Annotated in this window: 2 tRNA genes and 3 rRNA genes; all 5 read right to left on the bottom strand. The window is 58.2% G+C overall.

The annotated features are described in order from the left end of the window. Nucleotides 1–181: 181 nt before the first annotated feature. The 5 genes from rrf to FQY64_RS14475 all read right to left on the bottom strand — a co-directional run bounded on the left by rrf (nt 182) and on the right by FQY64_RS14475 (nt 5,341). Nucleotides 182–296: ribosomal RNA gene (gene rrf / locus FQY64_RS14495) — 5S ribosomal RNA — on the bottom strand. 124 nt (nt 297–420) lie between these two features. After that, a 23S ribosomal RNA gene (locus FQY64_RS14490) occupies nt 421–3,299 on the bottom strand. A gap of 223 nt (nt 3,300–3,522) precedes the next feature. Then, nucleotides 3,523–3,598 (bottom strand) — tRNA-Ala (locus tag FQY64_RS14485). A gap of 5 nt (nt 3,599–3,603) precedes the next feature. After that, nucleotides 3,604–3,680: transfer RNA gene (locus tag FQY64_RS14480), tRNA-Ile, on the bottom strand. 123 nt (nt 3,681–3,803) lie between these two features. Beyond that, nucleotides 3,804–5,341 (bottom strand): 16S ribosomal RNA (locus tag FQY64_RS14475). Together the 16S, 23S and 5S rRNA genes with 2 tRNA genes alongside form the textbook arrangement of a ribosomal RNA operon. Between the last annotated feature and the right edge of the window lie 205 nt (nt 5,342–5,546).

Genomic DNA, 5,546 nt, shown 5'->3' with positions numbered 1-5,546 from the left:
ACCGACGAACGCCGCCGCGCTGCGGCGGGCCGGCTGGGGGATTGGGGTGAGGGCACGCGCCGCCGGCGCGGGGCGGCGGGGCGATCGCTTGGCAGCGCGCCTGTGCCTTGGCGCTGGCGGTGCATTTGAGGCGCGCAAAAAGCAAAGCCCCGACGGCGTGCGTCGGGGCTTTGGGGATGATGCTCAGCGATGACCTACTCTTGCATGGCTGGAGCCACACTACCATCGGCGCGGCTGCGTTTCACTTCCGAGTTCGGGATGGGATCGGGTGGTTCCACAGCGCTATGGTCGCTGAGCAAGCTTGTGAAGCGGCGCGGCTGCGCCTGCTTGCATGGGGTTGGGTCGTAGCGAGCGATGAGGGTCCGACGTGTGACGTCGAGGCTGCGGCTGGGCCTGTGGCCCGAAGTTGCTTGGAGTTATATGGTCAAGCCGCACGGATCATTAGTACAGGTTAGCTCAACGCATTGCTGCGCTTACACACCCTGCCTATCAACCACCTGGTCTTGATGGTTCCTTCAGGGGACTTGTGTCCCGGGAGATCTCATCTTGGGGCGCGCTTCCCGCTTAGATGCTTTCAGCGGTTATCGCTTCCGAACATAGCTACCCGGCAGTGCCACTGGCGTGACAACCGGAACACCAGAGGTTCGTCCACTCCGGTCCTCTCGTACTAGGAGCAGCCCCCCTCAAATCTCCAACGCCCACGACAGATAGGGACCGAACTGTCTCACGACGTTCTGAACCCAGCTCGCGTACCACTTTAAATGGCGAACAGCCATACCCTTGGGACCGACTACAGCCCCAGGATGTGATGAGCCGACATCGAGGTGCCAAACACCGCCGTCGATATGAACTCTTGGGCGGTATCAGCCTGTTATCCCCGGAGTACCTTTTATCCGTTGAGCGATGGCCCTTCCATACAGAACCACCGGATCACTAAGACCTGCTTTCGCACCTGCTTGAGCCGTCGCTCTTGCAGTCAAGCACGCTTCTGCCTTTGCACACAATGCGCGATGTCCGACCGCGCTGAGCGTACCTTCGTGCTCCTCCGTTACTCTTTGGGAGGAGACCGCCCCAGTCAAACTACCCACCATACACGGTCCCCGACCCGGATTACGGGCCCAGGTTAGAACGTCAAGCACATCAGGGTGGTATTTCAAGGTTGGCTCCACGCAAGCTGGCGCCTGCGCTTCACAGCCTCCCACCTATCCTACACAGACGAACTCAACGTTCAGTGTAAAGCTGTAGTAAAGGTTCACGGGGTCTTTCCGTCTTGCCGCGGGAACGCTGCATCTTCACAGCGATTTCAATTTCACTGAGTCTCGGGTGGAGACAGCGCCGCTGTCGTTACGCCATTCGTGCAGGTCGGAACTTACCCGACAAGGAATTTCGCTACCTTAGGACCGTTATAGTTACGGCCGCCGTTTACTGGGGCTTCGATCAAGAGCTTCGCCTTGCGGCTGACCCCATCACTTAACCTTCCAGCACCGGGCAGGCGTCACACCCTATACGTCCACTTTCGTGTTTGCAGAGTGCTGTGTTTTTGATAAACAGTCGCAGCGGCCTGGTCACTGCGGCCCTTCCCAGCCCAGCTCCGCACGGAGCCACCAGAAAGGGCGCACCTTCTCCCGAAGTTACGGTGCCATGTTGCCTAGTTCCTTCACCCGAGTTCTCTCAAGCGCCTGAGAATTCTCATCCTGCCCACCTGTGTCGGTTTTCGGTACGGTCTGCGCAAGCTGAAGCTTAGGAGCTTTTCCTGGAAGCGTGGGATCAGTGACTTCGCCCGAATGGGCTCGTCTCGGTGCTCGGTGTATGCCCTCCCGGATTTGCCTAAGAGAGCCACCTACCGCCTTTCCCCGGGACAACCAACGCCCGGTACACCTACCCTTCTCCGTCCCTCCATCGCACTTGCGCGAGGTGCTGGAATATTAACCAGCTTCCCATCGACTACGCTTTTCAGCCTCGCCTTAGGGGCCGACTCACCCTGCGCCGATGAACGTTGCGCAAGGAAACCTTGGGCTTTCGGCGGGAGGGCTTTTCACCCTCCTTATCGTTACTCATGTCAGCATTCGCACTTCCGATACCTCCAGCGGACCTCTCGATCCACCTTCGCAGGCGTACGGAACGCTCCTCTACCGCGCATGCAGAGCATGCACCCCAAGCTTCGGTATGCCGCTTAGCCCCGTTAAATCTTCCGCGCAGGCCGACTCGACCAGTGAGCTATTACGCTTTCTTTAAAGGGTGGCTGCTTCTAAGCCAACCTCCTGGCTGTCTGTGCCTTCCCACATCGTTTTCCACTGAGCGGCAATTTGGGGACCTTAGCTGTGGGTCTGGGTTGTTTCCCTTTTCACGACGGACGTTAGCACCCGCCGTGTGTCTCCCATGCAGTCCGTCTCGGTATTCGGAGTTTGCCATGGTTTGGTAAGTCGCAATGACCCCCTAGCCATAACAGTGCTCTACCCCCGAGAGGATTCACATGAGGCGCTACCTAAATAGCTTTCGAGGAGAACCAGCTATCTCCGGGTTCGATTAGCTTTTCACTCCTAGTCACACCTCATCCCCTACCTTTGCAACGGGAGTGGGTTCGGGCCTCCAGTCAGTGTTACCTGACCTTCACCCTGGGCATGACTAGATCACCCGGTTTCGGGTCTACTGCCTGCGACTGTGCGCCCTGTTCAGACTCGGTTTCCCTTCGCCTCCCCTATACGGTTAAGCTCGCCACAGACAGTAAGTCGCTGACCCATTATACAAAAGGTACGCCGTCACCCCTTGCGGGGCTCCGACTGCTTGTACGCACACGGTTTCAGGGTCTATTTCACTCCCCTCTCCGGGGTTCTTTTCGCCTTTCCCTCACGGTACTGGTTCACTATCGGTCGGTCAGGAGTATTTAGCCTTGGAGGATGGTCCCCCCATGTTCAGACAGGGTTTCACGTGCCCCGCCTTACTCGATTTCATCGAACAAGCCCTTTCGCATACAGGGCTATCACCTTCTATGGCCGGACTTTCCAGACCGTTTTGCTAGAACTTGCTCGACTTAAGGGCTGCTCCCCGTTCGCTCGTCACTACTGAGGGAATCTCGGTTGATTTCTTTTCCTCCGGGTACTTAGATATTTCAGTTCCCCGGGTTCGCCTCGCGCACCTATGTATTCAGTGCACGATACCGCTTGCGCGGTGGGTTTCCCCATTCGGACATTGCCGGATCAAAGCTTGCTGCCAGCTCCCCGACACTTTTCGCAGGCTGCCACGTCCTTCATCGCCTCTGACCGCCAAGGCATCCACCGTGTGCGCTTGTTCGCTTGACCATATAACCCCAAGCCACCTCGGGATCACGGCGCCCGGTCGCCCGGGCCGCGAACTCAACGACTTCATGTAAGGTGTCCGAAGACACCCGCCTTAGCCTCTACGACACGTCTGGACATTCGTCTCAAACGCTCGCTACGTCCCAATTTTCAAAGAACACCGCCCGGCCTCAACGCCCGACGGCTTCAGATCTTCTGTGTGTGCGCAGCGATTCACGCCGTAAGCTGGTGGAGCCAGTCGGGATCGAACCGACGACCCCCTGCTTGCAAAGCAGGTGCTCTCCCAGCTGAGCTATGGCCCCGTACGTGGTGGGTCTGGGAGGACTCGAACCACCGACCTCACCCTTATCAGGGGTGCGCTCTAACCACCTGAGCTACAGACCCGAAACTCCGGGCCCCGCGCGCCGTCTATGACGATCGAGCGCGTCGCGCTCGGCGGAGGCCATCATGCGTGAATCAGTGCAGGTCACTTGTGCGGACGCCTGACAGCTTTGCTGTCGTGTCTCGAAAGGAGGTGATCCAGCCGCACCTTCCGATACGGCTACCTTGTTACGACTTCACCCCAGTCATCGGCCACACCGTGGCAAGCGCCCTCCCGAAGGTTAAGCTACCTGCTTCTGGTGCAACAGACTCCCATGGTGTGACGGGCGGTGTGTACAAGGCCCGGGAACGTATTCACCGCAGCAATGCTGATCTGCGATTACTAGCGATTCCGACTTCATGGAGTCGAGTTGCAGACTCCAATCCGGACTGAGATGGGGTTTCTGGGATTGGCTCCGCCTCGCGGCTTCGCAGCCCTCTGTCCCCACCATTGTAGTACGTGTGTAGCCCTGGCCGTAAGGGCCATGATGACTTGACGTCATCCCCACCTTCCTCCGGCTTGTCGCCGGCGGTCTCCTTAGAGTTCCCACCCGAAGTGCTGGCAACTAAGGACAAGGGTTGCGCTCGTTGCGGGACTTAACCCAACATCTCACGACACGAGCTGACGACAGCCATGCAGCACCTGTCTCAGGGTTCCCGAAGGCACCCTCGCATCTCTGCAAGGTTCCCTGGATGTCAAGGCCAGGTAAGGTTCTGCGCGTTGCATCGAATTAAACCACATACTCCACCGCTTGTGCGGGCCCCCGTCAATTCCTTTGAGTTTCAGTCTTGCGACCGTACTTCCCAGGCGGCGAACTTAACGCGTTAGCTTCGATACTGAGTGCCAAGTTGCACCCAACATCCAGTTCGCATCGTTTAGGGCGTGGACTACCAGGGTATCTAATCCTGTTTGCTCCCCACGCTTTCGTGCCTCAGCGTCAGTGCTGGTCCAGGTGGCCGCCTTCGCCACGGATGTTCCTCCCGATATCTACGCATTTCACTGCTACACCGGGAATTCCGCCACCCTCTACCGCACTCCAGCCCGCCAGTTTCCAATGCAGTTCCCAGGTTGAGCCCAGGGCTTTCACATCGGACTTAACGAACCGCCTACGCACGCTTTACGCCCAGTAATTCCGAGTAACGCTTGCACCCTTCGTATTACCGCGGCTGCTGGCACGAAGTTAGCCGGTGCTTATTCTTCCGGTACCGTCATCCGCCCGGGGTATTAGCCCAGACGATTTCTTCCCGGACAAAAGGGCTTTACAACCCGAAGGCCTTCTTCACCCACGCGGCATGGCTGGATCAGGCTTGCGCCCATTGTCCAATATTCCCCACTGCTGCCTCCCGTAGGAGTCTGGGCCGTGTCTCAGTCCCAGTGTGGCTGATCATCCTCTCAGACCAGCTACCGATCGTCGCCTTGGTGGGCCTTTACCCCGCCAACTAGCTAATCGGACATCGGCTCATCCTATCGCGCGAGGTCTTGCGATCCCCCGCTTTCACCCGTAGGTCGTATGCGGTATTAGCCTAAGTTTCCCTAGGTTATCCCCCACGACAGGGCAGATTCCGATGTATTCCTCACCCGTCCGCCGCTCGCCGGCATCCCGAAGGACCCGCTGCCGCTCGACTTGCATGTGTTAGGCCTGCCGCCAGCGTTCACTCTGAGCCAGGATCAAACTCTTCACTTAAAACTGCAGGACTTAACGTCCAAAGCTTTGAGTGCAGAAGCTCTCCCAGCACCAATTACTCGCTGCATCTGCATGCAGAAATTGACTTGGTTCTGTTCGAACGTCTGCTGATGGACAACGCCACCGCCAGACGCCCGCACAAGTCACCTGCGCACACTGTCAAAGATCACCGGAGTCGGCCTCAGCGCCTTCCCCTCAACCCCCC

It is taken from the genome of Vulcaniibacterium thermophilum (genome assembly GCF_007923255.1).
Taxonomy (GTDB): domain Bacteria; phylum Pseudomonadota; class Gammaproteobacteria; order Xanthomonadales; family Xanthomonadaceae; genus Lysobacter_F; species Lysobacter_F thermophilum.
This window is presented reverse-complemented; position numbering and strand designations above follow the sequence as displayed.